Here is a 23,358-nt window from a genome sequence, read left to right as displayed (position 1 = left end):
GCTATATTCTTGGCTCAAACTGATACTGTTGCAATAAGGTTGGAAATAAGGAAAAAACAACAATGCAAGACGCAATTACCTCCGTTATCAATTCTTCAGACGTTCAAGGTAAATACCTTGATACTTCTGCTCTCGAAAAACTAAAAGGCTACTTCGCTACTGGTGAACTGCGCGTTCGTGCAGCAGGAACCATCAGCGCTAATGCTGCTGCTATCGTTAAAGAAGCTGTAGCTAAGTCTTTGTTGTACTCTGATGTTACCCGTCCTGGTGGTAATATGTACACCACCCGTCGTTACGCAGCTTGTATCCGTGACTTGGATTATTACTTGCGTTATGCTACCTATGCTATGCTCGCTGGTGATGCTTCCATTTTGGATGAGCGCGTATTGAATGGTTTGAAAGAAACCTACAATTCCTTGGGAGTACCCGTAGGCTCTACTGTTCAAGCTATCCAAGCTATGAAGGAAGTAACCGCTAGTTTGGTAGGTCCTGACGCTGGTAAAGAAATGGGCGTTTACTTCGACTATATCTCTTCTGGCTTGAGCTAGGATTTAGGTTTGCACTTAGTCATTTAGGTGCGATTTGTATGTTAGTCTGGAGATCAATCATGATTGCTAGAAGGTTCTCTTGCTGATTGATTGTAAGTGTTATCAGTCTAGTTTTGATGGTTGATTTCCAGTCTTGAAAAAAATAATTAAAGATTTTCACTCAAGATATTTGAGATAAAAAAGTTTCCCAAACAATATCAGGAGATTTGAAGCAAAATGGCTCGTTTATTTAAAGTAACTGCTTGTGTTCCTAGCCTATCTCGTACTCGCACCCAACGCGAATTACAAAACACTTACTTTACTAAGTTAGTTCCCTATGAAAATTGGTTCCGCGAACAACAACGAATCATGAAAATGGGTGGCAAAATTGTTAAAGTGGAATTAGCAACTGGTAAACAAGGTACTAATACTGGTTTGTCTTAATTTTTATAAATCAAACATTATTTTATTTTGATTTTGAAAGGGGTCTAAAAAGGCCTCTTTTTTTTTGATTATATTTTCGGTGTTACTGATTAAGCTAATTTAGCTGACGCAGAGGCGCTCCAGTCACGGAGAGGAGGTCTTATTTGATATTCTTTTGTGTCAAACAGAAAGTTGTAAAGTGCTTTAGTTGAGTTTACTGCTAATCTTGCATGATGTTCTGATTGTTTATAGGAAATTACATGAGAGTCACTGATTGTATAGTGTATTATAGGAGTCCTTCTACTCCCTAGTGCTTAAATTTACACCAGCGAGTAAAGCTAAACCCCTATACATTTGGGTTCTTCGTAATTTGTGAAAATTCAAATCTCAGTAGTTATGAATATAAATTTATTCTTAACTCCTGATAGGGAAGTGTGGACTTAGCCATACTTCTACCTGTTGAACTTCTATTTTTAAGATTCTTCGGTTTCTTCTTCTTCAGTCGTTGGATAAACGAATTTAGAACGGCCACTCAAAATGGATTTACCAAGGGAAATAGCTTTCTGCGCTTCCACAGCAGCCTTATGTCTCCAGGTCGCGCGGCGTTTATCTCTTTTAGATTTTGATGTTTTCTTCTTAGGAACAGCCATGACAGCAGTATATCGTGATTCTTGACAACCTTCCTATTCTAAGCGATTAATTGACTTTTGACTGGCAATCTTTAACTTTTGATTTCCGCAGCCATGGAGTTGGGTTTCCCGTCTATTGACCAAACAATAGTAAATCGCGGGCTGTTTTGAAATAAGTTGTCCAAATTTGGGGATCTGGGCTGATCCGCCATTGAGGACGACTAACCTCTAATGATAAAATAGGTGCGGTAGATCCCCGATTTTGTGCTGAAATAATAACAGATACTTCTGTTACCAAAATATCTTGGTCAAAGCTACGTTGAGTTGTGGCTCTAGCCGCAGCTTCTGCCCTTCTTAGCAAGGTATCATAGCTTTCCTCTGGTAAACTGTCCATCAGTAAATCTACTCTAGCCGTGTAAGCTTGGACAATTCGTGGATTGATTACTTCCGTGGTTAACCATAAAGGAATTGCTAATAACAGCCAAGTTCCACCATGAATAATCCGCATTTTTTTACCGACTTGGTCAATAAGTAAAAAGCGGATAACTGAAAATGTTTGCTGCTTAGAAATCCTGAACATAAACTTTTAGCTCCTGAATGATCGATTATGGACATCAAGTGCAAATATTTTATGATTATTTATGTTATATAAACTACAACTAATTTGATCAATAGCCAAAAATTAACTAAACTATAAGACATAAGTTAGCTTTGCGTTCAAAACTCTCTGCTCACAACAATTTCAGGCAAACAACAACCGACAAAGAGCGGTATGGTAAATTACTGGGCAATTGTCATCGGCATTAATCAATATCAATCATTTCAACCTCTCAGTTGCGCTCAATCCGATGCTGAGGCAATTCAGGGCTTTCTAGTCACACAAGCAGGTTTTCTCCCTGAAAAATGCCTGTTAATGACCAATTCTTCACCCCCCATTGGCAAACGATCCTCCTATCCCTCAAAAGAAAATATTCTCTCGTTGCTCGAAGAACTAGCAGCAACGTCTTGGCAACCAAAAGACTATTTATGGTTATTTTTTAGCGGCTATGGGGTTAATTGCAAAGAACAAGATTATTTAATGCCAGTCGCTGGCAATCCTGAGCAAATTCCCGAAACTGGGATAGAAGTGCGATCGCTTATACACAGTCTACAAGGTACTGGACTCAATATCTTATTGATATTTGATATTAACCGCGCCTTTGGAACTCAAGCAGATGCACCCGTAGGTCAAGAAATCATCGAATTAGCTGAAAAAATGCAAATTGGGGCAATTATTTCCTGTCAACCTGAGGAATTTTCCCATGAAAGCACCGAATTAGGTCACAGTTTCTTCACAGCAGCATTATTAGAAGCTTTGAGTTCTGGAAAAGGATACAATTTCGCCGATTTAGCTGCCTACCTGACTTATCTTACACCCAAACTTTGTCAACACCACTGGCGGCCAGTCCAAAACCCTGTGACGGTTATTCCCTCTCTATCTCTAGATATTTTACCCGTCTTGACATTAGATGAAAACTCAGAAGCAATTATTTTCCCAGAAGAAAGTTTTGCTATGATTACTACCGCACCTCCCCTGGAAAATAGCACCTCTAGCACCACACAGTCAGCTTTGTGGGCAGAAAATGCCGCCGTTAAGACAACTTTAACCCCAATAGCAACTCCTCTAGTTTTAGAGTCATCTGTTGAGAGCAATCATACTTTAGCAACTTCCCTAGAATCCGGGACAGAAGGTAGATTTCTTCCCGCTCTAACTACAGATCGTATCTATCCTTTAGACCAGTCTCAGCTACCAATTTGGCAACAATTTATCATTTGGGGTGGCGGTACTATGGTAATAGTAGGTTTAATTGCTACATTTTTACTTCGCAATCAGGAGCGTTTCCGCTTTAAAAATTTCTCCAATACTGTATCTAATCGTCAGACCCATCAACCTCAGTTTCCCCAAATATTCGCTAATAATCAAAATTCTAGTCATGACCGAATTAAGGCAAATTCGGACTCTAACAACCGTAATCAGGCAATTTTAGAGCTAGAGAAAATGTTTCTTATCCCTACTAAACCTACTGATTTAAGTATTGCCATCGCTAAAGCCCAGAGAACTCCACCGGAAGCTCCACTATACGCCAAAGCCCAGGAAAATATTCGGGTTTGGTGTCAAATGATTTTAGAATTGGCACAAGCACAAGCCAAGGAAGGAAAATATGCAAATGCCATGGCAACTGCCCAGTTAATTACTAACAAAGAGCCACTTTATACTCAAGCCCAAACTGTCATTCAAAAATGGCAACTGGAAGCCAAGCAATACGCAAGTAATAAAACTCTCTTAGAGGCTGCTAAAGCTTTAATCCTTCCTGAGGAAGCATCTACCTACAATCGGGCTATCGAGGTCGCTAAAAAAATCAAAAAAGGACAACCGGGTTTTGAAATTGCCCAAACCTCAATTAATCAATGGAGTGAAAAAATTTTGAACTTAGCTAAAATCCGTGCCACTCAAGGAGATTTTAAGGCCGCTGTCGCTACCGCTACATTAGTTCCAGAAGTAACGATCGCTTATGAGGACGCTCAAGATGCTATCCAAAAATGGCAACTTCAAAGGAATTAGTCAATGGTCAGTTGTAAACCGTGAATCACCGATTACCCATTATATTAGCAATACTGGGAAATATCTTCACCACATACATCAGCTAAATAGCACATCGCTTTAAATCGTAACCCTACTACTTCTTCATACAAAGGGTTAAGTTTACACATGGGTGGAATGTGAAACAGTGTTTTCCCAAATACTTTGACATCACGCTCAAATGGACACTGAGCCGGAATGTATTTACAGAGACGATGAGCTAATTGGCGATCGCTTACTTGAATACTATCTACCCAATTTCGCAAAGGACGTAAAAATTCCCAAACAGGCTTAGGTGCAACATCGTGTAAAGGTTCACTAGCGGCTGTTTGACTTAGAGAAATCCAACTTGATAAAAAAATCTTATTGCTGGTATTTTTAGATACCTTCATGATAATTCCTCTTTTTTTTGTAAGGGTATTCACTTTATTGATGAATATGTAATATAACAAGAACATGAACCGAAAAACAGGATTATTACGGGAATTCTGTAAAAAGTGTAATCAAATACCGCCTATGGTTGACTCTATATGTTAGTAAGTTACTCCGACCGTAATTTCCCGAAAAGCAATGTTTTGTCCATCGAATTTTATTAGTAACTTGTCACAGTTAAAATTCTAATAAAGACATCTGCCTTTGGGTGTTATTTACCCCAATTGTAACACAACTTAATATACTAATTACTATTAATAATGAAGATCAGGGAAAATACTCTTAAATAGCTAACATCAGGCATAAATAGCAATACTATGCTGGATTTTACCGTAAAGTAGTGATATTCTCCTTAATGCTTACCCATAGTCCTCCAGGCTCATGGATAGTTTTTAGCTTCGGCCGTGGTATCCTCTCTAAATTTCTTGCTTGATGACACCATAGCCCTAATTTTTACACCCCTCACCCTAAGTCTAACTCTATCTTTAGGCTTAAATCCATTGTTTGCCTGTTAGCCGTAGCAGATGGTACTAAAATTGTTTCTGTAGACCGCTTTTGCAGTATTCTTGACAAGATGCGGCTTTACTGTGAATAGGATACATTAATTGATTAATGGGAAAAAGCTATTCTCAAATCAAAAAAACGCAAAGATGCTAAAAAACACCTTTGCGCGAGATAATTATTTAAGAAGCCACCGCAGCAGAACGGGTCCGTCGTCTTCTACCATCAGAAACCTTGACAGCAGGCTCTTCCGGGACTTGCATCAACAACGTTAAAGCAGGTTGACATTGTAACTCTCTCCGCATAGAACGAGCCAATTCCCGCTCTAAAGTCTCCTGCAATCCACCCCAGTCTGTATCAGCGGGTTGTCCTTCCACAGGAGAAAACTCTGTCCAACGGACGCTGAGAATTTCCTCAATGCGTTGTTGTACCCATTTTTGCAAGAGCGATCGCTCAATACTCGTTACCACACCCTGCATATGCAGTTCTGGTCTAGCCATCAGCTTACCACTCCAATCAATAGCAGCAGCAATAGTTACAGTCCCCTCAGAAGCCATGCGTTGGCGTTCTTGCAACACTTTAGAACTAACCATCCCGGAACTAGAAGTATCCACTAATTCAATTCCAGCGGCCACTTTCCCGGAAACACGGATAGAATTTTCTGTTAACTCAATGACATCCCCATTTTGGATAATCACCATATTTTCCGCAGGAATACCCATACTTTGAGCGGTTTCCGAATGCTTAACTAACATCCGATGTTCACCATGAAATGGTACAAAGAACTTAGGACGAGTTAAAGCAATCATCAGCTTTTGTTCTTCCTGACAACCATGTCCAGAAACGTGAATCCCCTTATCCCGTCCATAGACCACTTTTGCTCCCTGAATCATCAATTTATCAATGGTATTCACCACCGCAATTGTATTACCAGGAATAGGATTAGCGGAGAATAGAACCGTATCTCCTTGACGAATTTTGATGTGAGGATGTTCTTTATTAGCAATTCTCGTCATCGCTGCCATTGTTTCACCCTGAGAGCCTGTAGTTAAAATCAGCACTCTCTCATCTGGCATTCCTCGCACCGTATGCAAGGGTTGAAATAGGCTATCCTCACACTTTATATAACCTAAATTGCGAGCATGGGCGATTAAATTCAGCATAGAACGCCCCACAATTGTCACCACACGATTATGTTTTCTTGCTAGTTGCAAAATCATGTTAATGCGATGGACACTAGAAGAAAAGGTAGTAACAAATAAGCGTCCATTGGCCTGGGAAAATTCTCGGTCAAGGTTGGGAAAAACAGCCCGTTCAGAAGGTGTAAACCCTGGCGATTCTGCATTGGTAGAATCACTTAATAGGCAAAGTACGCCTTTTTCACCATGTTCTGCCAAGCGTTGTAAATCAAACGTTTCACCATCTACGGGAGTATGATCAATTTTAAAATCTCCAGTGTGAATAACTACGCCTATTGGTGTATGAATAGCAACAGTAAAGCTATCAGCAATAGAGTGGGTATTGCGGATATATTCGACAAAGAAATGTTTGCCAATTCTCACCACGTCACGGGGGAGGACTGATCTTAGTTCTGTGCGGTCGCGGACTCCTGCTTCTTCCAATTTCCCCTCTAGCATGGCCATTGCTAGTCTGGGTCCATGAATTACCGGAATATCAAATTGCTTCAAATGGAAAGCAATTCCCCCGATATGGTCTTCGTGACCATGAGTAACGATCATCCCTTTGATTTTGTGGCGATTTTCCCGTAGATAAGTTGTATCGGGTAATACGATATTTACGCCGTGCATGGCTTCTGTAGGAAAGGCTAATCCTGCATCTAGCAGCACAATTTCGTCTTCATACTCGAACACACAAGTATTTTTACCTATTTCGTGTAAACCGCCCAAAGGAATAATTTTGAGAGCGGAATGAGATTCGTTTTTAGACATTTTCTTCTGTTTTTGTTAGTTGTGAATCAGTAAATCGTTCGGTTTCTTGTATCCAAGAACAGACTAAATTTCCGTTTAAATTCAGCTTCTATAAAGTCCTATTTGATTTCGTTAACTTCAAACTGAATGATTTTTATATTGTTCAGTTTTACCACAGGTGTTTAAATTGTACTTTAGTAACAATTTGTACACATTATTTATAAATCACTCACTTATTTTCCCTTGGATTAAATTCAGCTTTTGCATGACCGATGCTAAATTTTCAGATACATCTGTATCAGCTTCACACAGGGGTAGACGAGTTGAACCTACTTCCCAACCTTGCAGTTTTAGTGCTTCTTTGACAGGAATGGGGTTTGTAGTTAAAAACAAAGCTTTAAACAATGGGAATAGTTGCAGATGAATGTCAGTAGCAATTTGAGTTTTTCCCGCTTTCCAGGATTGAATCATCTGTTGGAGTTGATTACCGACCAGATGAGAAGCTACACTGACCACACCTTGAGCACCTATTGCTAACATTGGCAAGGTTAAAGAATCATCTCCAGCGTAAATCTGAAATTCTGTTGGTGTCAAGCGGCGGATTTCACTAACTTGATCTAAGTTACCACTGGCTTCTTTAATGGCGACAATATTATCAATTGCAGCCAACCGCACTACTGTTTCTGGCAGCAGGTTTTGACCCGTCCTTCCAGGAATATTATATAACATCATCGGCAAGTCGGGACAAGATTGTGCTATTGTTTGAAAATGCCGATATAAACTAGCTTGGGGTGGTTTGTTGTAGTAAGGAACTACTTGTAAAGAACCATGTACTCCTATTTTAGCCGCTTTTTGAGTGGCGGCGATCGCTTCTTTGGTGTCATTAGAACCACACCCGGCAATTACTTTAGCTTTTCCTGATACAGCTTGCAATACTTCCACAAATAATTGGTATTCTTCATCCCAAGTCAGGGTTGGGGATTCTCCGGTTGTTCCACACACAACTAAGGCATCTGTACCATTATTAACTAGATGATTGGCAAGTTTGGCAACTACATCATAATTAATACCACCGTCTGGTTTAAACGGCGTAATCATAGCGGTTAAAATTGTCCCAAAATCTCCCATACTCTTTCCTCTCATGTTGCTAGTTGTTGGTTGTTGATTACCTTATAACTTATGAAAAACGACTTGATTTAAACTTATACTGTAGTCAATTTTAGTAAATTCTTCTCTACTAATAATTCGGCAATTTGCACTGCATTTAAGGCCGCACCCTTACGAATTTGATCACCGCATAGCCACAATTCTAACCCACAAGCATGAGAAATGTCTTGGCGAATTCTTCCCACTAAAACATCATCTTTACCACTGGCATCTATGGGCATAGGAAAATAATTTGCTTGCCAATCTTCCACTAATTTAACACCAGGTGATTTTCTTAAAATTTCCCTAGCTTCATCTGGATCAAAAGGTGTTTCAAACTCTAGATTAATCGCTTCAGAATGGGCGCGAAGTACGGGAACACGTACACAAGTGGCTGTAATTCTGATTTCTGGACTACTAAATATTTTGCGGGTTTCATTAACCATTTTCATTTCTTCCTCACAATATCCCCAAGCTGTTAGGGGGGAATTATGGGTAAATAAATTAAATGCCAACGGATAAGGTAAGACCTCTGCTACTGGTTGCTTTCCTTGTAGTATAGCCTCACTTTGGATTTTTACTTCTGCCATTGCCTTGGCACCAGCGCCACTAGCAGATTGATAGGTAGCAGCTACAATCCTTTTCACTGATTTGACTTGATGTAAAGGCCACACTGCCAAAGACATGAGAATTGTTGTACAGTTAGGATTAGCAATAATACCTTTATGAGTAAATGCAGCTTGGGGATTTACTTCTGGAACTATCAAAGGAACATCCGGGTTCATGCGGAAGGCGCTGGAATTATCAATTACCACTGCTCCTTGTGCGACAGCTATTCCCGCCCAAATTTTGGAAATGCTACCTCCAGCACTAGCTAAGACTATATCTAGATTTTTGAAACTGTCATTACTGACTGCCTCTACGGTGATATCCTCTCCTTTAAATCTCAAACTCTTGCCAGCGCTGTGTTCTGATGCCAACAATTTTAAATCAGCCAAAGGAAAATTCCGGCTTTCTAGTAATTCTAGCAACTCAGTACCTACAGCCCCAGTTGCTCCCAAAACAGCTACACGATAGGATTTAGACAAACTCAACTCCTCCTTTAAGAGGTAACTAGCAATTTTTTTCCAACTCAAAAAACTAAGTATATCTATACTGTTTCTTTCCAAAACAGATGTTAAATAATAAGAATTGCGTATTTTCGGGATTTTATCTCATGTTTAGAGGTTTATTGAGAATTTTCAGGTTTTGTTGTTTATACCTTAAGTTAAATTTAAGTGATATCACAGTTTATAACAACTTATCAGCTATAGCAATCAAATATATTATGATCCTAACACATAATTTCCTATTGTACATTAAAGTGCAAAAAAAGCCTTTTTTGTTAATCACCTGTCCACTCTCTGACTTTTGGCAGTACACTGAATATCTACCGAAGGAGATTGATCCACCCTTGGGTTGAATAATGCCTGATGTGATTAGGTTATGGCTGCTGGCTATAGCTTGTTTCCCACGGGTTAGGCGTGTAAGCTTGGGGAATTGCTCTCCTAGTCTCATTAAAGCACAAAGTAAATGTCTAGACTTGATCTAGTATTTAGATAGCAGATCAAAATACCAGAAAAATAAAAATAAAGCATGAAAGTTACCCAGGAAAAACTTCCCGCCAGTCAAATTGGTTTGGAAATAGAAATTACACCGGAAATCACCAAACAAAAATACGAGCAAGCCGTTAGAAATTTAACTAAGACCGTAAATATTCCTGGGTTTCGCAAAGGCAAAGTACCCCGGCAAATATTAATACAACGTATTGGTAATTTTCGCGTCAAAGCAACTGCTCTGGAAGAAATCCTTCAAGAAGGCATTGAGCAAGCAATTAAACAAGAAGCAATTACAGCAATTGGTCAACCTCAATTACGGTCTTCTTTTGATGATTTAATTGTCAATTATGAACCAGGACAACCCCTGACTTTTGCGGCTGCTGTGGATGTTGTTCCAGAAATCAAGTTAAATCAATACACGGGTTTAGCAGCCAAAGCGGAGGAAATCCAGTATGATCCTACCCAAGTGGATACCGTTATTGAAGCCCAAAGAGAAAAATTAGCAACATTAGTTCCTGTGGAGGGACGGGCTGCGGAAATTGGTGATATGGTAGTGATTGACTTTAAGGGTGTGATTGCCAAAACTGAAGGTGATGATCCTGATAGTGAACCCAAACCCATTCCCGGCGGACAAGGAACTGATTTTCAAGTTGAGTTACAGGAAGATAAGTTTATTCCTGGTTTTGTCTTGGGTATCGTGGGTATGAACCCAGAAGAAACCAAAGAAGTAGCTGCTCAATTCCCAGAACCTTACGGTAATGAAGAATTATCTGGTAAAGCAGCTTTGTTTACCATTACCCTCAAAGAAATTAAAACCAAAGAACTGCCAGAATTAGACGATGATTTTGCCCAAGAAGTCAGCGACTTTGAGACATTAGAGCAATTACGGGCATCCTTAGTAGAACGGTATCAAAAAGAAGCTGCAGATAAAACCAAAGACAATCAGCAAGAAGCTTTACTAACGGAACTGCTTAATTATGTCGAAATAGACTTGCCGACCACACTCATTGATCAAGAAATTGATGCTATGCTATCACAGACAGCCATGAAGTTGTCCGAGCAAGGAATAGACGTGAAAAAGCTATTCACCCAAGAAATTATCCCCCAATTAAGAGATAGATCCAAACCTGAAGCTATAGAGCGTCTCAAACGGACTCTATCTTTACAAGAAATTGGCAAACGCGAATCTATTGAGGTGGGAACGGAAGAAGTTGAAGCTAGAGTCACAGAATTGATGACAGAGTACGCTGATCAAGATTTAGATGAAAATAGACTGCGTGGAGTTGTCAAAGAAGAACTTTTAACCAAAAAGATCGTTGATTGGTTGTTAGAACGTTCATCTGTGGAACTGGTCGCGGCAGGTTCTTTAAGTGCTGAAGAAGTAACTGAAAGCACTGAAGTAGTTCAGGAAGAAGAAACTAGTAATCCTGAGTAATGGGTAATGGGTAATTGGTAATTGGTAATTGGTGGTTAGGAAATATCTGCCCCCTGCCTCCTACCTCTTACTCCTACCCTCTGCCTTTTACCCCTGAATTCTGTCTTATAGGGCATAATGGTTAACAGTTCACAATTTCATGCCATTTATTTTTAAATATTCTAGTATGCTTGTATCGCAATCGGCAAATTACCCAATCACCAGCTTGAGTCCTCTCGGTACTCGTGGCATTTCCAGTAGTTCTAGTAATATTGTGCCGATGGTGGTAGAACAGTCTGGAATGGGAGAAAGGGCATTTGATATCTACTCCCGCTTACTGCGCGAGCGGATTATTTTTTTAGGAACGCCCATAGATGATGTTGTAGCTAATTCTATTGTTGCCCAATTACTTTTCCTGGACTCTGAGGACGCGGAAAAGGATATTCAATTGTACATTAATTCTCCTGGTGGCTCTGTCTACGCGGGTATGGCAATCTATGATACAATTCAACAAATACGTCCCGATGTTGTAACTATCTGTTTTGGATTAGCCGCGAGCATGGGGGCATTTTTATTAACGTCTGGAACTGCTGGAAAACGGATGTCTTTACCTGACTCCCGGATTATGATTCACCAACCCCTGGGTGGCGCTCAAGGGCAGGCCATTGACATTGAAATTCAAGCGCGAGAAATCCTTTACATCAAGGGTGAATTAAATCAATTAATGGCCAAGCATACTGGTCAACCTTTGGAAAAAATTGAGGCTGATACCGAGCGCGACTTTTTCATGTCAGCAGAAGAGGCGAAGAATTATGGTTTGATCGATCAGGTCATTTCTAGACAAAATCTTCCGACAGCAGGGTAAATCGTCGTCATTCTGAAATAAGAGGCTGATATGTCTAAGTACGACTCCCATTTAAAATGTTCATTTTGTGGCAAGTCTCAAGAGCAAGTACGTAAATTAATCGCAGGTCCGGGAGTCTACATCTGCGATGAATGCGTTGACTTGTGTAATGAAATCCTTGATGAGGAATTGCTGGATACCAATGCAGCAGCCCCACCACAATCACCGCAAAAATCAGAACCGCCTGAAAAACGTCGCACCCGTTCGTCTAATCTCTCGTTTAATCAAATCCCTAAACCGAGGGAGATTAAAAATTATTTAGATGAACACGTGATTGGCCAAGATGAAGCTAAGAAAGTCCTATCTGTGGCTGTTTACAATCATTACAAACGACTGGCTATTCTTCAGTCTAAGGGTAATGGGAAGGCTGGGGTAGATGATGCCATAGAACTACAAAAGTCCAATATTTTACTTATTGGTCCAACTGGTTGCGGTAAAACTCTATTAGCGCAAACTCTGGCCAAAATTCTGGATGTTCCTTTTGCTGTTGCTGATGCTACAACCCTGACGGAAGCTGGATATGTGGGGGAGGATGTGGAAAATATCCTGTTGCGTCTGTTGCAGGTGGCAGATTTGGATGTAGAAGAGGCTCAACGGGGTATTATCTACATTGATGAAATTGATAAAATCGCCCGCAAAAGTGAAAATCCCTCTATTACTAGGGATGTTTCTGGAGAAGGGGTACAACAGGCTTTACTGAAGATGTTAGAGGGGACTGTGGCTAATGTCCCACCCCAGGGCGGACGTAAGCACCCGTATCAAGATTGTATCCAAATTGATACGAGCAATATTTTGTTTGTCTGTGGTGGTGCTTTCGTCGGTTTGGAAAAGGTTGTAGACCAGAGAGTTGGTAAAAAGTCAATTGGTTTTGTACAGCCTGGGGATGTGCAAACTAAGGAAAAACGCGCTGCTGATACCTTACGTCATCTGCAACCAGATGATTTGGTGAAATTTGGCATGATTCCTGAGTTTATTGGCCGGATTCCTATGGTGGCTGTGGTAGACCCTCTAGATGAGGAGGCACTAATGGCAATTCTCACTGAACCACGCAGTGCTTTGGTAAAACAGTACCAAAAACTGCTAAATATGGATAATGTTCAGTTAGATTTTAAACCAGATGCGTTGAAAGCGATCGCTCAAGAGGCTTATCGGCGGAAAACTGGAGCGCGGGCTTTACGAGGTATCGTGGAGGAGTTGATGCTGGATGTGATGTATGAGTTACCTTCCCGTAAAGATGTGACTCGCTGTACTATTACTAAGGAAATGGTGGAAAAACGTTCTACTGCTGAATTGTTGGTACATCCTTCTTCTTTACCGAAACCAGAATCGGCTTAAAAGTCAGTTGTCAATTGTCAATTGTCAGTTGTTAGTTGTCAATTGTCAATTGTCAGTTGTTAGTTGTCAATTGTTAGTTGTTAGTTGAATTGTGGCAATGAGTTATATAAATGTTCGGGGTGTTGATCATTATTACGAATGGATAAAAAAACCATCAGATATTATTAAACCTGTGATGGTTTTTGTACATGGTTGGGCTGGTTCGGCTAGATATTGGCAAAGTACGGCTGAGGCTTTATTAGATAATTTCGATTGTTTATTATATGATTTACGGGGTTTTGGTCGTTCTCAATGTCAACCTCAAAATAACAGTAATTTAAGTTATGAATTAACAGAATATGTAGAAGATTTGGCGGTTTTATTAAATGAGTTAAATCTTGATCGTGTTTATATTAACGCCCATTCTATGGGTGCTTCTATTGCTACCTTATTTTTTAATCGTTATCCCCAAAAGGTCGAAAAGGGAATTTTAACTTGTAGCGGTATTTTTGAATATGATGAAAAGGCTTTTTCTGCTTTTCATAAATTTGGCGGTTATGTAGTTAAATTCCGTCCCCAATGGTTAAGTAAAATTCCCCTAGCTGATAGAATGTTTATGGCTAGATTTTTACATCGTTCTATTCCTAAAAATGAACGTCAGGCTTTTTTAGAAGATTTCATTAATGCTCATTATGATGCTGCTTTAGGAACTATTTACACTTCTGTTAGTGAAGAACAAGCGAAAATAATGCCAGGAGAATTTGCTAAATTAACTATACCAACTTTGCTGATTGCTGGGGAATATGATATTATTATTCCAGCTAAATTGGGGAAAACTGCTGCAGCTTTGAGTGATAAAGTGCAATTAAATGTTATTCCCAATACAGCGCATTTTCCTATGTTGGAAGACTCCGAAACTTATTTAGCACAGGTCAAAGAGTTTTTAAGTTGTTCCTAAAGGGGTCTAAGCTAAGTGGATTCGTTAAACTAAGAATATCAGCGGATTTATCCCTAATGGTGTCAATAGTTATAGCAGTTCCCATGCTCATGAGGTACAAAGTTTTTTAGTTTTAGGGAACAGGGAAAAAATTAGTGTGTAATTATACTGGGAAAAGATATAGAAGATTAAACCCATCACTAAGCCCCAATAGCTACTAAAACTAGTTTTGTAACGCCCCATTTATCAAGGGGGGAAGAGAAGATAAATAACAGATAATTAACAGATAATTATGGGTAAGCAGCGCGTTCTGTCGGGAGTTCAACCAACTGGTAATTTACACTTAGGTAACTACTTAGGTGCGATTCGTAACTGGGTAGAAATTCAAGACCAGTATGAAAATTTCTTTTGTGTAGTAGATTTACACGCCATTACTGCACCGCATAATCCCGCCACTTTAGCGGCTGATACTTATACCATTGCTGCTTTATATTTAGCCTGTGGTATCAGTTTAGAACATTCTAGTATTTTTGTCCAGTCCCATGTTTCCGCCCACAGTGAACTGACTTGGTTATTAAATTGTATTACTCCCCTGAACTGGTTACAGGATATGATTCAGTTTAAGGAAAAGGCTGTTAAACAAGGGGAAAATGTCGGTGTTGGTTTGTTAGATTATCCTGTACTGATGGCTGCGGATATTTTACTGTATCAAGCTGATAAAGTGCCAGTAGGTGAAGATCAAAAGCAACATTTGGAATTAACGCGAGATATTGTCAATAGGTTTAATCACCAATTTGCGAAAAAAGCACCTGTATTAAAATTACCAGAGCCTTTAATTAGAAAGGAAGGTGCAAGGGTGATGAGTTTGACAGATGGAACACGGAAAATGTCAAAATCAGATCCTGCGGAATTAAGTCGAATTAATATTTTAGACTCTCCAGAGGAGATTACTAAGAAGATTAAACGCTGTAAAACTGATTTGGTGAGGGGTTTAACCTTTGATGATTCAGAACGCCCAGAATGCCATAATCTATTAACATTGTATGCCCTACTGGCTGGAAAAACTAAGGAAGAGGTAGGGGTTGAGTGTGTAGATATGGGTTGGGGACAGTTTAAACCTTTATTGACAGAAACAGTAATTCATGCTTTAAAGCCAATTCAGGACAAATATAAGGATGTAATAGATGATAAGGGTTATTTAGAGTCAGTGTTGCGAGATGGTAGTGATAAAGCTAGAGCGATCGCTGATTCTACTTTAGCAGATGTTAAAGCTGCTTTGGGCTTTACTGTTCCTCTTAAAAATTTAAGCTTTTAGGTATAATTTGTTTTACCCTATTAGCAAATCGAAATTATAATGTTATGCCGGATACCCAGAGACACAGTGATTTTAATAACTTCCGTAAAGCGTCCCTTACGGGGGAGTTTTTAATTACCGCCGAAGTTGCACCTCCAAAAGGGGGAGATATGACCCATACTATCAAAATGGCGGCGACTCTTAAGGGGAGAGTTCATGCTGTCAATATTACTGATGGTAGCCGCGCTGTGATGCGAATGTCTTCGTTAGTAGCTTCGGCCATTTTACTGCAAAATGGGATTGAACCGATTTGTCAGTTTGCTTGCCGCGATCGTAATAGAATTGGATTACAAGCGGATTTAATGGGTGCTCATGCTTTGGGTATCCGCAACATTTTAGCTTTAACTGGCGACCCTGTAAAGGCTGGTGATCATCCTCAAGCAAAAGCTGTTTTTGATTTGGAAGCTGTGCGACTGTTGCAGTTAATTAGAAACATGAATCAAGGTATTGATTTTAATGAAAAACCTTTAACTGATGGTAAATTAGACTTATTTGCAGGTGCAGCAGTAGATCCTCAATCTCGCAGTTGGTCAGGTTTACAAAGTCGTTTTGAAAAGAAAATAGCAGCCGGAGCGCAATTTTTTCAAAGTCAATTAATTACTGATTTTGAAATATTAGAAAAGTTCATGGATAAAATCGCCTGTGGTTACAATAAACCAATTTTAGCAGGAATTTTTCTGTTGAAATCGGCAAAAAATGCCCAGTTTATTAATAAAGCTGTCCCTGGTGTGAATATTCCTGAACACATTATTGAGAGATTAGCAAAAGCAAAACATCCCCTAGAAGAAGGAATGAAAATTGCCGCAGAACAGGTGCAAATGGCGCGGGGATTGTGTCAGGGAGTGCATATTATGGCGGTAAAAAGAGAAGATCTAATTGCGCCGATTTTGGATTTAGCGGGGGTGGAGAAAGTTAGTTAGGAGAAAAAGTAGCTTAAAGTATAAATTTAGTAGAGACGTTCCATGGAACGTCTCTATAAGGGTTTTGATATCACGCATATTTAAATTCAGTCATTGTCTCTTACTATTGCTAATTTTGCTAAACTAGAATAAACCTCACACTATTAGGAGGACATAATGACTTTTACAACTGATGTTCAGGAAGATCCAGACTTACGCCCTTATCCAGAAACCTCTCTTCCAGATCATACCCAATTACCAGACTCTAACGGTACTTTTGTAAAAAATTGGCAAGAACATCCCCAAAGTATTCTACTAACTGATTCTATCACACAAGTATTACAAAAACTTTATTCTGAAGGTCAATATTTTATCGGACAGGATTTAGGTATTTATTGGCGTATTACTGAACCACCGGAAAAAGGTGCAGTAGCGCCAGACTGGTATTATGTCCCGAATGTCCCACCTTTACTTAATGGTAAAACCCGACGTTCCTATGTTCTTTGGCAAGAATATATTTCACCATTAATTGTGTTAGAATTTGTTTCGGGGAATGGTGCAGAAGAACGAGATAAAACTCCTTGGAAAGGTAAATTATGGATTTATGAACAGGTGATTAAACCCGCTTTTTATGGCATTTATGAAGTGAATAAAGCCAGTATAGAAGTTTATGAATTAATTGGTGGAAAATATCAGTTATTATCAGCAAATGAAAGAGGACATTATCCAATTAAACATACAGGTGTGGAGTTAGGGTTATGGACGGGTGAATATCAAAATATGGAGTTACCCTGGTTGCGGTGGTGGGATTTGCAAGGTAATTTGTTATTAACTGGTGAAGAAAGAGCAAATCGTTTGGCCGCACAATTACGGGCTTTGGGAATTGAACCGGAAGCGTAATATTAAATTTAGGAGTTAGGGAATAACGAACCACTCCAGGCACGGAGAACACGGAGAAAGGAGGGTTTGAGGAATATTTTGTGTAAGTCCTGAAGTTAAATATGGGTAGTGATTATATGGAAGGTCTATACAATCTTTATCTCCAAATGTCTATTTACTAACTATCAAAACGGCTTCAAAAGTCGGTATACTATCCATCCTAAACCTAAACCGACGTTGGAAGTGCCAGCTAAAATTAGAAAAGTGTGAAATTCGTTAAGAAATTCCTCTAATTTGTCTTCATAACTCCCAGCTATAAGTACAGCAACTACTACAGCAACCACTACAGCAACGATTACAGCTATCACTACAGCCAAAGGAATAGAGACTAGTACAGCCACAGCCACTAACGCATATACTGGCCAAGCCCTAGATAAAATAGACCAAAGTTTAGTTACAACTCCGACAACAGCCCTAGCCGCAGGTGCAGCTTCCACTATAGCCCTTGCTAAAGGTACAGCCCCTCCTACTATCCACACAGCTAACCACCAAGCTACAGCCATAGCCCCGACTACAACTATAGCCACCAACCAAAAATCTATATGAGTAGCTGCTAAGTAATAACCTATTAATCCATAAAGTAGTAAATAACTAGCTAACAAAATCCAAAAAGTATTTCCAATTGGTTTATTAGCAGGAACCTGTTTAGGTAAATTAATTACATCATCTATAACTTCTTGTTCATAACTATCTTCAACTAAAAATGGAACTGTTACTGTTGGATTTTCTTCTTTTACATTAACAATGTTTTCCTCTACATTAGTATTGTTTTCCTCTACATTAGTATTGTTTTTTAATTCAGAAACAATTATTGTTTTTGCATTAATACTGTTTTGTTCTGCATTAAGAATTTGAGACTTGTAAGTTAACATTTCTAGCCACAACTGCATTGATTCTGGTCTATTTTTTGCTTCTAATGCCATACCTTTAAGAATTGCTTGGTTTAATTCGTTGCTTATATTAACAATAATTTCCTGCGGTGCAATTAATAACTCATTATCAAGTTTACGAGCTAAAGAATTTATCGGGCTTTGACCAGTTATTCCATAATAAAGACTAGCAGCTAAACAGTAAATATCTACTCGTGGATCTCTACTTCCTCTATATCTCTGTTCATAAGGAGCAAATCTCTCATGGGCTGATTTATCTGTCGAACTCTGAGTTGCAGGAATTATTTGTTTAGCAATGCCAAAATCAATTAAAACTGCTTTACCATTATTTCGTAGCATGATATTTCCAGGGTGTGCATCTCTATGCACTAAACCCGCTTCATGTACTTTTATCAAAGCTGCTCCAATTTGGCGAATATAAGTTACAATCTCTGTTTCTGGTAATGCTCCCCTACGGTTAATTACCTGAAACAAATTTTCCCCTGGTATAAACTCCATGACTAGACAATGGGTATTACCTTCCTGAAATAGTTCAATTATCCCAACAATATGAGAATGAGGATCTTTAGATAACTCTGCTAATATTTGCCCTTCTGCAATAAATTTTTCTATATATTTGTTATACTCTGGATCATGTTGCAGATATTTATTAGGTGTTTTAATGACAACAGACCGATTTAAATTAACTTGTAATGCTTGGTAAGTAATTCCAAATCCTCCTTGACCGAGAACTTGCTGAATTATATATTTACCATTTTGTAATTCTTGTCCTGTTACCCAAGTCATAAACACCTCCGATTTACAAATTAATACTAATTTTGAGTAGCAAATTACAGCAATTCTGATTTAAGTAAAATACAAAAAAGAATTAAACGCGGATAAACGCAGATGAACACAGATAAGATAACTTTGTATTTTATTAAATTTAAAAAAGCTGTTTATTTATTAAAAACTGTTTATTTTTTGGTAGAAGTAGGATTGGAAGGTGGTATTGTTTGACTATTCCAACTAGCTATACCTTGGAGTAAAGCCCCAAAAGCTGCAATTGCAGCTATAACTAATGTCAAAATCTGCATTCTTTTATCCCAATTTACAATAGCTTTGTTTCCTATTCCATTGTTAATGTGACTTGCTGCATTAGTATTTTTACCTTTTACATTGGCATTTTTACTTTTTGCATTGGCATTTTGACTTACTGCATTAGCATTGTGAGAATTGCTATTTAATAGTTTTAGCCATAATTCTATTGATTCTGGTCTGTTTTTAGCTTCTAATTCCATTCCTTTAAGAATTGCCAGATTTAATTCATTGCTGATACCAGAAATAAGCTCTTGCGGTGGTGTTAAACGCTTATTGTCAATTTTACGTTTTAAAGCAGTTTCAGGAAGTTGACCAGTTATGGCATAATAAAAAGTTGCAGCTAAGGAATAAATATCACTAGCTGCGGTTGGTTTAGTATTTTTAGTGCAAAGTTCAAGAGATGCAAAACCCTCGACATTTTCTCTAACTCGTCGCGTTGTTAATTCATGATCAAAATCTAAAACTAAATCAAAATCAATTAATACAGCTTCAGATTTTCCCGCACGTAAAATAATATTTTCTGGCTGTACATCTCCATGAATTAAATGATGTTGATGTACAATTGTTAAAGCCGCGCCAATTTGTTGAATATAAATTAATGCTTCTTCTGGAGAAATTTTTCCCAGTTTATCTAAAGTTTCTCCAGGAATATATTCCATTACTAAACATGAATAACCTGCTTCTTTAAAAGGTTCGTAAAATTTGACAATATGTTCATGTTGACAAAGGGTAAGTTTTACCGCTTCTCTCATAAACATAGTTTCTAAACGTTCCTTATCTGATAGACTAAGAGATGTAAGTGAATTAACATCTAAAGTTTTCAGCAGCAGAAGATCATGATGTTTATTTTTAGCAATATAATTAACGCCAAAACGTCCTGTTTTTAGCTCTCTCTCAATAGTATATTTGCCATTTTGTAATTTATCACCTGGGACCCAAGCCATTTTTTTTAACTCCTAAAATACCTGGATCAATTTTCACATAAAAACTAATTTAGTGTCGATCTAACTTCGGTTTTTACTTAAAATCACGAAATTCCTTCCCGTGCCATATTCTTAATATAAAAATCACATTCTCAAGGGGTAAATATCGCACAACATAATCACCCGCTACAAGTTCTCGGACATTCTCAAACTCCGGTACAGAACGCCCTATATGGGGATACAGTGCAAGTTTTCCAATCGCTTGTCGTAGCCGCAGAGATATACGTTCTGCGGCTTTGGGATTATGAACTGCGATAAACTCCCGTAGCCGAATCAAGTCTTGAATTGCACTTTCTGAAAACTCCAATTTCATAACAAAGGAGCCTTAGTTTCAGCCGCAGTTCCCCAAGTTTCCAACCATTTCATGACCTCTTCTCCTGATACTACATGACCGGCTTCAATATCAGCTAAAGCTTCTTGAGTTTCTTCTAAAATCCTTTGTTTAAGTTCTTCCTGCTCAATATAGCGACGGAGAGCATCATTAATTATCCAACCTTTAGAACGCTTAATTCGGTTAGCAGTATTGTCAAGTTTTTCTTGTAAATCATCATCAAGTCGAAAACTCGTGGTACTCATGAAATTACCTCAATAATACACAATATTATATTGCATTATTTTTAATATAATTCATTATTCATCAATTTTCAACTAGAGAAGTAATGAATAATTTATTCCTGATATTTTTTTTCCACGGCTAAATATTGCGGTACATTCATCAATTCTTGAAAATCCTGAAAATTCATCAAACCAGATAAATTATCAGTTCTTCCCTGTTCCTTTAAATGACGAAAACAAACACTCATTACCTCAGTTACAGCCATAAGTGCAGTCAGAGGAAAAAAGACAATTTTAAACCCCAAATTTTGCAATTCTGCGGGGGAAATAGCCGGAGTTTTCCCACCTTCTACAATATTTGCTACTAATGGTATATTAGGAAAAGCAGTAGCTATAATTTGCAATTCTGTCACAGATTGGGGTGCTTCTACAAATAAGACATCTGCACCAGCATTTATGTATGATTGACCACGATTAATAGCTTCCTCTAAACCCAAAGGTGCACGGGCATCTGTTCGGGCTATAATGACTAAACCGCTATCACCACGCGCTTCTACCGCAGCCCGGATTTTTCCTGTGTGTTCAGCCATAGAAATTGCCCGTTTACCGGCAAAATGTCCGCATTTTTTCGGCCATTCTTGGTCTTCTAAAATTATACCCGCTAAACCCAAATGCACCGCATCTTTTACGGTCCGTATCACATTTAAAGCATTACCGTAACCAGTATCACAATCAGCAATTAAAGGTATATTAATTGACTGAGCTATTCGTCCGACAGTATAAAAATTTTCTGTAGCTGTGAGAAAACCATAGTCAGGTAAACCCAAGGTAGAAGCAGCAATACCGAAACCGCTGGTAGCAGCAACATTAAAACCAGCTTTTTCTACCAATTTTGCACTTAAACAATCATAAACACCAGGAATAACAATGATTTCTGGACTTGTCAGTAATTCGTGCAGTTTTTGAGTAGTAGACATATAAGTAATTGTCAATGGACTATTTTTGATAATACAATAAATACTGTAAAAACAGTTTAGATTTTGATAGCTAAAACCATGAATTGTTTATAGTTGTGATTATTATTTCTGAGCAAAAAAATTTTTTTAATAACTGTTAATTCTGAGTTCTTAGGGTTTGGGCCGCAAGATAAATTTTTGTCCATTCACCTAAAACTTGATGAGTTTTAAGTTGTAACTGCTGGGCTATAGCTTCCATAGAATTACCCGCTTTGCGGAGGTTGATAATTTTTTGTCCTAGAGGGGTAATCTTTTCCTGAAATTCTTGCCATTTAGGTTCTGTTAACCCTAGATTATGTTCTTCTAAGGAGATAGAAAGCCAATTATCAACTAATTCTGGTTGGTCTTTAATAGCAAAAATTCGCACAGCATGATAACTCAGTTTTTCCCGCAGACGATATACTGTTTTGACCGGTTGGTTGAGTTGTTTGGCAATTTCTTCTTGGGTTTTACCTTGAAGATATAAGCGTAACCAATCTACTGCTTGTTGTCCAATATTTTCTAATAAATATTTTTCAAATTTCTGTTGTACGATTTGACGGTTAGCTAATTGCTGTTCTAGGTCTTGGGTTTCTTGATATTGGGTAATAGCTTGATTATTAATTAAACTAATAACATGATCATTATTTTCTGCGAGAATTTCTTCAGAAATAAGTCTCACTAATTTACCATTAGGTATTTGTGTTAATCCTCCCTTCTGCATTCGTCGCAGATAATTAACAAAACGGTATATTAATATTGGTTGATTTCGCACAGGACGTAAACAATATTCTTCAATGCTGGCAAATAACAATGTATCCCGCAATTTTTTATCTGTTGTTAATGCGGCAATATAGGTTATTTGTTGTTGAATATATGAGTCACTTTGTATGAGTTCCTGGAGGACTTCTTGCAGAACCTCAATCATACTACATTGACGGTCGCGGCTGAGGGCTATCCAGGCTTGAATTTTGTTTCTGACAGCCACTATACTACCCAAGCGGCTAATCAATTGACGATAGGCCTTTTCTCTACTCATGCCTAAATAGCGTTTGTGTAAAATTCGCCACCGATATTCCATTGCTTGTTTAGCAATTTCTATTTCTTTCGGGTTCAGTAAATTAAACCGTTCTAAATCTCCTCCCAACAGCCAGTTAAGAATACTTTGTCTAGTATCTTGACTTTCTTCTGGACATTCTGTACTGAGTCGCTGTTGCCAATATTGAGCTAAATTTAACCCACCTTGTATCATCATGATAATTGATGTAAGTTATTATTTAGGGAAAAGGG

22 protein-coding genes are annotated in these 23,358 nt (G+C 38.5%); 10 read left to right on the top strand and 12 right to left on the bottom strand.

All coding sequences use genetic code 11. From position 1 onward, the window contains the following. The first annotated feature begins 62 nt into the window (after positions 1-62). Both apcB and H6G44_RS08590 read left to right on the top strand, forming a co-directional pair. Entirely contained in the window at positions 63-548 is a 486-nt protein-coding gene (apcB, locus tag H6G44_RS08595) for an allophycocyanin subunit beta (protein WP_028084652.1), read from the top strand. 216 nt (positions 549-764) lie between these two features. Next, positions 765-971, top strand: coding sequence for a phycobilisome linker polypeptide (locus H6G44_RS08590; RefSeq protein WP_190386120.1), 207 nt, complete (start codon positions 765-767; stop codon positions 969-971). A gap of 452 nt (positions 972-1,423) precedes the next feature. Here the strand turns inward: H6G44_RS08590 and rpmF are convergent, their stop codons facing one another. Together rpmF and H6G44_RS08580 are read right to left on the bottom strand one after the other, a co-directional pair. Next, positions 1,424-1,600: a 50S ribosomal protein L32 gene (rpmF, locus tag H6G44_RS08585; RefSeq protein ID WP_190386121.1), complete on the bottom strand. Its 177-nt coding sequence runs from the start codon at positions 1,598-1,600 to the stop codon at positions 1,424-1,426. A 112-nt stretch (positions 1,601-1,712) separates the two neighbouring features. Further along, positions 1,713-2,159, bottom strand: coding sequence for a hypothetical protein (locus H6G44_RS08580; RefSeq protein ID WP_190386122.1), 447 nt, complete (start codon positions 2,157-2,159; stop codon positions 1,713-1,715). A gap of 192 nt (positions 2,160-2,351) precedes the next feature. Here H6G44_RS08580 and H6G44_RS08575 point away from each other — a divergent pair, with 192 nt between their 5' ends. Further along, positions 2,352-4,181 carry a caspase family protein gene (locus tag H6G44_RS08575; protein WP_190386123.1) on the top strand — a complete coding sequence of 610 codons (1,830 nt, stop codon included), beginning with the start codon at positions 2,352-2,354 and terminating at the stop codon, positions 4,179-4,181. A gap of 44 nt (positions 4,182-4,225) precedes the next feature. Here H6G44_RS08575 and H6G44_RS08570 read toward each other — a convergent pair whose 3' ends face one another. The 4 genes from H6G44_RS08570 to H6G44_RS08555 form a co-directional block, all read right to left on the bottom strand. Beyond that, positions 4,226-4,591 carry a Mo-dependent nitrogenase C-terminal domain-containing protein gene (locus H6G44_RS08570; protein WP_190386124.1) on the bottom strand — a complete coding sequence of 122 codons (366 nt, stop codon included), beginning with the start codon at positions 4,589-4,591 and terminating at the stop codon, positions 4,226-4,228. A 723-nt stretch (positions 4,592-5,314) separates the two neighbouring features. Then, positions 5,315-7,081, bottom strand: coding sequence for a ribonuclease J (locus H6G44_RS08565; RefSeq protein WP_190386125.1), 1,767 nt, complete (start codon positions 7,079-7,081; stop codon positions 5,315-5,317). A 204-nt stretch (positions 7,082-7,285) separates the two neighbouring features. Beyond that, a complete protein-coding gene (gene dapA / locus H6G44_RS08560; protein ID WP_242031693.1) occupies positions 7,286-8,188 on the bottom strand; it encodes a 4-hydroxy-tetrahydrodipicolinate synthase in 903 nt (300 codons plus the stop codon). A gap of 74 nt (positions 8,189-8,262) precedes the next feature. Beyond that, a complete protein-coding gene (locus H6G44_RS08555) occupies positions 8,263-9,294 on the bottom strand; it encodes an aspartate-semialdehyde dehydrogenase (RefSeq protein ID WP_190386127.1) in 1,032 nt (343 codons plus the stop codon). Positions 9,295-9,841: 547 nt separating this feature from the next. On the opposite strand from H6G44_RS08555, the gene tig reads away from it, so the two are divergent. The 7 genes from tig (at position 9,842) to H6G44_RS08520 (ending at position 17,526) form a co-directional block, all read left to right on the top strand. Then, a complete protein-coding gene (tig, locus tag H6G44_RS08550) occupies positions 9,842-11,239 on the top strand; it encodes a trigger factor (RefSeq protein ID WP_190386128.1) in 1,398 nt (465 codons plus the stop codon). A gap of 166 nt (positions 11,240-11,405) precedes the next feature. Further along, entirely contained in the window at positions 11,406-12,083 is a 678-nt protein-coding gene (gene clpP / locus H6G44_RS08545) for an ATP-dependent Clp endopeptidase proteolytic subunit ClpP (RefSeq protein ID WP_190386129.1), read from the top strand. A 30-nt stretch (positions 12,084-12,113) separates the two neighbouring features. Continuing rightward, entirely contained in the window at positions 12,114-13,457 is a 1,344-nt protein-coding gene (gene clpX / locus H6G44_RS08540) for an ATP-dependent protease ATP-binding subunit ClpX (RefSeq protein WP_190386130.1), read from the top strand. A gap of 97 nt (positions 13,458-13,554) precedes the next feature. Further along, positions 13,555-14,394, top strand: a complete 840-nt coding sequence (locus H6G44_RS08535) for an alpha/beta fold hydrolase (RefSeq protein WP_190386131.1) — start codon at positions 13,555-13,557, stop codon at positions 14,392-14,394. 271 nt (positions 14,395-14,665) lie between these two features. After that, positions 14,666-15,688: a tryptophan--tRNA ligase gene (trpS, locus tag H6G44_RS08530; RefSeq protein WP_190386132.1), complete on the top strand. Its 1,023-nt coding sequence runs from the start codon at positions 14,666-14,668 to the stop codon at positions 15,686-15,688. Positions 15,689-15,732: 44 nt separating this feature from the next. Beyond that, entirely contained in the window at positions 15,733-16,647 is a 915-nt protein-coding gene (locus tag H6G44_RS08525) for a methylenetetrahydrofolate reductase (RefSeq protein WP_190386133.1), read from the top strand. 156 nt (positions 16,648-16,803) lie between these two features. After that, a complete protein-coding gene (locus tag H6G44_RS08520; protein WP_190386134.1) occupies positions 16,804-17,526 on the top strand; it encodes a Uma2 family endonuclease in 723 nt (240 codons plus the stop codon). Positions 17,527-17,690: 164 nt separating this feature from the next. On the opposite strand, the gene H6G44_RS08515 is transcribed toward H6G44_RS08520, so the two are convergent. The 6 genes from H6G44_RS08515 to H6G44_RS08490 form a co-directional block, all read right to left on the bottom strand. After that, entirely contained in the window at positions 17,691-19,241 is a 1,551-nt protein-coding gene (locus H6G44_RS08515) for a serine/threonine protein kinase (RefSeq protein WP_190386135.1), read from the bottom strand. A 170-nt stretch (positions 19,242-19,411) separates the two neighbouring features. Next, complete coding sequence (locus H6G44_RS08510; RefSeq protein ID WP_190386136.1) at positions 19,412-20,479, bottom strand: serine/threonine protein kinase; 1,068 nt, start codon at positions 20,477-20,479, stop codon at positions 19,412-19,414. Between the two features lie 73 nt (positions 20,480-20,552). Next, positions 20,553-20,831 (bottom strand): type II toxin-antitoxin system RelE/ParE family toxin, encoded by a 279-nt coding sequence (locus H6G44_RS08505; RefSeq protein ID WP_190386137.1) that lies wholly within the window; start codon positions 20,829-20,831, stop codon positions 20,553-20,555. Beyond that, positions 20,828-21,094, bottom strand: coding sequence for a CopG family ribbon-helix-helix protein (locus H6G44_RS08500; protein WP_190386138.1), 267 nt, complete (start codon positions 21,092-21,094; stop codon positions 20,828-20,830). The genes H6G44_RS08505 and H6G44_RS08500 overlap by 4 nt, the downstream gene beginning before the upstream one ends. Positions 21,095-21,186: 92 nt before the next feature. Beyond that, positions 21,187-22,050, bottom strand: coding sequence for an isocitrate lyase/PEP mutase family protein (locus H6G44_RS08495; protein ID WP_190386139.1), 864 nt, complete (start codon positions 22,048-22,050; stop codon positions 21,187-21,189). A 136-nt stretch (positions 22,051-22,186) separates the two neighbouring features. Continuing rightward, positions 22,187-23,323: a HetZ-related protein 2 gene (locus H6G44_RS08490; RefSeq protein WP_190386140.1), complete on the bottom strand. Its 1,137-nt coding sequence runs from the start codon at positions 23,321-23,323 to the stop codon at positions 22,187-22,189. Between the last annotated feature and the right edge of the window lie 35 nt (positions 23,324-23,358).

This window comes from Aphanizomenon flos-aquae FACHB-1287 (assembly GCF_014698755.1).
In the GTDB taxonomy this organism is placed as follows: domain Bacteria; phylum Cyanobacteriota; class Cyanobacteriia; order Cyanobacteriales; family Nostocaceae; genus Dolichospermum; species Dolichospermum flosaquae.
The sequence above is the reverse complement of the archived record's forward strand: the minus strand, read 5'-3'. Positions and strand labels throughout refer to the sequence as shown.